Raw genomic sequence first — 3,428 nt, 5'->3', positions numbered from 1 at the left:
GGCCATCCCTCGCTGCGGGGGCGCGCGATGTTCGGATGGTATCCCGATGGCGAGCCGGAAAGCGCGATCCAGATTGTGCAGGACCCGCTCGTCGATGGCGCGAAGATCCGCGAATGGGTGAAGGCCGGCGTGATCGTGCGCACCCGCACCGACGCCAACACCGTCGAGGCGCGCGCCCACGATTTCACCAAGACCCGCGCGGCGATAGAGAGCGGCGCGCAGGCGGTCAGCACCGACTACTATCCCGGTGCACCCGACCCACTGGGCCTGCACTTCACCGTCACCCTGCCGAACGGCGCAATGGCGGGCTGCAGTCCGGTGCGCGTGGCTGGACCCTGCGCCGTAAAACCCTGAGATGACGTGCCCGTCATCCTCGCCGTGCTGGCGCTGCTGATCCCGGCGGCGGTTCACGCCGCGCCCACTACACCGCGCAATCTGGTGACGGAGCGGCCGGTGCCGGTCATGCGCCACGGCATCCGCGCGCCGCTGAACGGCGAAGTGCCCGAAGGCACCCGCACCGATCAGCCCTGGCCGGCCTGGCCCGTCGCGCAAAGCGTCGTCACGCCGCATGGCGAACGGGCGCTGGAAATTCGGTCGCAGAGGATTGGGCGAAATCTCCGTCGTTGCCATCAGCGGCGCCATTCGGGTGCGGACCTGCACTTGGACACGGCATCTCGAACCATCCTGCGATTTTCGATCAGGAGCCATCAAATTCCCGGCCATGGGATAATTGACATATGTTGTTATCACAGATAGCGGCCTCAACGCGAGTGCGTCGCAATAGCAGTAAAAATGCTGCTTTTGAGGGATCTTCACATGCGTTTCGAGTCCAAGACTTTGCTGCCGTCGCTGCTGCGCGGCGTGTCCGCTGCTGCGCTTGCGGGCGGCACGATCGGTCTTTCTGCGGCGGCCTACGCGCAAACAGCACCCGCCGAGGGCAAGACCAGCAATGACGAGATCATCGTCAATGGCTCCTACACCACCAATGACCAGCTGGATTCGGCCACCGGTCTTGGCCTCACCATCCGCGAGACGCCGCAGTCGGTCACTGTGATGACCGCGCAGCGCCTTGAAGATCAGGCGATCCGCAACCTGTCGGACGTCATCAACAACGCCGCCGGTGTCTCCTCGCGCGCGCTCGACAATGCCCGCAACGGCTTTTCCGCGCGCGGCTTCGACATCGACAATTACCAGATCGATGGCATCCCCGTGCAGTACGACACTGCCTATAGCGCGGGCGAGACGCTGCTCGACGTCGCGCTTTACGAGCGGGTGGAGATCGTGCGCGGCGCCACCGGCCTGCTGACCGGCGCGGGCACTCCCTCTGCCTCAATCAATCTCGTGCGCAAGCATGCCGATGCGCAGAACCTGACCGGCTCGGTCACCGCGTCTGCCAGCCGCTGGAACAACTACTCGATCATGGCCGACATCGGTACGCCGGTGACCTCGGACGGCACGATCCGCGTCCGCGGCGTCGCCAAGTACGAGGAAGGCGACAGCTTTACCGACCTGCTGCACAACAAGAAGCTGGTGCTATACGGCGTCGTCGATGCCGATCTGACTCCGAACACGCATGTCAGCGCCGGCATCAGCTATCAGGACAACGATCCACGCGGCACCCAGTGGGGCGGCCTGCCAGTGTGGTACTCGGACGGCACCCGCACTAACTGGGCCCGTTCCAAGACCATCGGTGCGGACTGGACCGCGTGGAAGTCCACCAACCAGACGATGTTCGCCCGGCTGGAGCAGGACCTCGGTAACGACTGGCAGGTCACCGTCTACGGCAATCGCACGCTCAACAAGAGCAACATGAAGCTGCTCTATCTCTCGGGCACGGTCGACAAGACCACCGGCGAGGGGCTGGGCGCCTTCGCCGCGAACTATCAGGGCCGCGCCGCGCAGAACGACGTGGGCGTGCGCCTGACCGGCAAGTACCAGCTGTTCGGCCGCGACCACGACCTGATCGTCGGCACCAGCTACGCGCAGCAGGACTTCGCGTTCTACAGCCGCAGCGCGCTCGATACCGCGGCGGTGGGCAACTACTTCGAGTGGGACGGCTCTTTCCCCGAACCGACCTGGGGTACGCGCAGCCAGGTGGTGGATACCAGGACCAAGCAGTGGGGCTACTTCGGAGCCACCCGCCTGTCGCTGACCGACCAGTTGAAGGTGATCGTCGGCGGCCGCCTGTCCTCTTGGGAGCGCACCGGCCTGTCCTATGGCGCGTCGGCGGATTTCGGCGCGAAGAACCGGTTCCTGCCTTATGCGGGCGCGCTCTACGACATCGCGCCCAACCACACGGTCTATGCCAGCTACACCAAGATCTTCCAGCCGCAGAATTATCAGGCGGCTGATGCCAGCTACCTGCCGCCGGTCACCGGCGCCAATTACGAAGCGGGCCTCAAGAGCACGTTCTTCGACGGCAAGCTGAACACCGCGATCTCGGTCTTCCGCATCGAGCAGGACAACCTCGGCCAGCAAATCCCGAACGAATACATCAACAATGATCCGACGCTCGGCCTCGCCTACCGTGCCGCGAAGGGCGCGCGCAGCACCGGCTTCGAGATCGAGGCCAACGGAGAAATCCTGCCCGGCTGGTCGCTCTCGACCAACTACACGCAGTTCCGCGCCAAAGATGCCGACGGGGTGCGGGTGAACTCGCTCTACCCGCAGAAGCTGCTGCGCCTGTTCAGCACCTACAGCTTCGGCGGCCAGCTGGACGGGCTGACCGTAGGCGGCGGCGTCAACTGGGAGGGTAAGAGCTACACCGACACCAGCAACGCGGTGACCGGCGCGGCCGAGCGGCTGGAGATCAAAAGCTATGCGCTGGTCAACCTGATGACGCGCTACCAACTACAGAACGGCCTTTCCGCGCAGCTCAACGTCGAGAACCTGTTCGACAAGAAGTACTACTCGCAGATCGGGTTCTACAACCAGCTGGCCTATGGCGAGCCGCGCAACGTGACGCTGACCCTGCGCTATCAGTTCTAAACGCCTAAAAGTGACGTCTCCCGGCGGGCATTCCGTTCGGAGGCGTCCAATTCAAGGGCGGCAGTCCTCGTTCAATCGAGGATATAATAAGGTTTGCCAGTACAACATCGGTTCTGTGTTCGACCCATTCCTGTCGCGCTGCCGCCGATTTAGACCCTCAGGTGCAGACCGGCAGGTTTTGGGCGGCCAACATGGATAGTAGCTATTCGTGACTGTGCTACGGCTATGTCAGCTGCCGCTTTTACTCGTGTGCGCTGCACCAGACGCGATACAGGACGGCTGAGCCTGCAAATCTGCGCAACAGCTGCGAGCGGGTGATATCCGGTCTGATCCCACAAGATATCACTGGACCAGTTCCTTGAGCGGCCGCTCCTTGTCCGCGAGTGCGGCGAGATCGGGCTTTGCGCCTGCCTCCACCAGCTTGCGGCCCTGGACGTAGT

At 63.5% G+C, this 3,428-nt stretch carries 3 protein-coding genes; all 3 read left to right on the top strand.

Annotated elements, in window-relative coordinates; translation table 11 throughout:
* Positions 1 to 354, top strand: a 354-nt coding sequence (locus V7066_RS28725; protein WP_334186336.1) for a Ca2+-dependent phosphoinositide-specific phospholipase C, incomplete at its 5' end; no start/stop codon positions are given.
* A gap of 6 nt (positions 355 to 360) precedes the next feature.
* Positions 361 to 756, top strand: coding sequence for a hypothetical protein (locus tag V7066_RS28720; RefSeq protein ID WP_334186335.1), 396 nt, complete (start codon positions 361 to 363; stop codon positions 754 to 756).
* Positions 757 to 816: 60 nt separating this feature from the next.
* Positions 817 to 2,988 carry a TonB-dependent siderophore receptor gene (locus tag V7066_RS28715; protein WP_334186334.1) on the top strand — a complete coding sequence of 724 codons (2,172 nt, stop codon included), beginning with the start codon at positions 817 to 819 and terminating at the stop codon, positions 2,986 to 2,988.
* Positions 2,989 to 3,428: the final 440 nt, after the last annotated feature.

It is taken from the genome of Novosphingobium sp., assembly GCF_036820275.1.
GTDB lineage: Bacteria > Pseudomonadota > Alphaproteobacteria > Sphingomonadales > Sphingomonadaceae > Novosphingobium.
The sequence above is the reverse complement of the archived record's forward strand: the minus strand, read 5'-3'. Positions and strand labels throughout refer to the sequence as shown.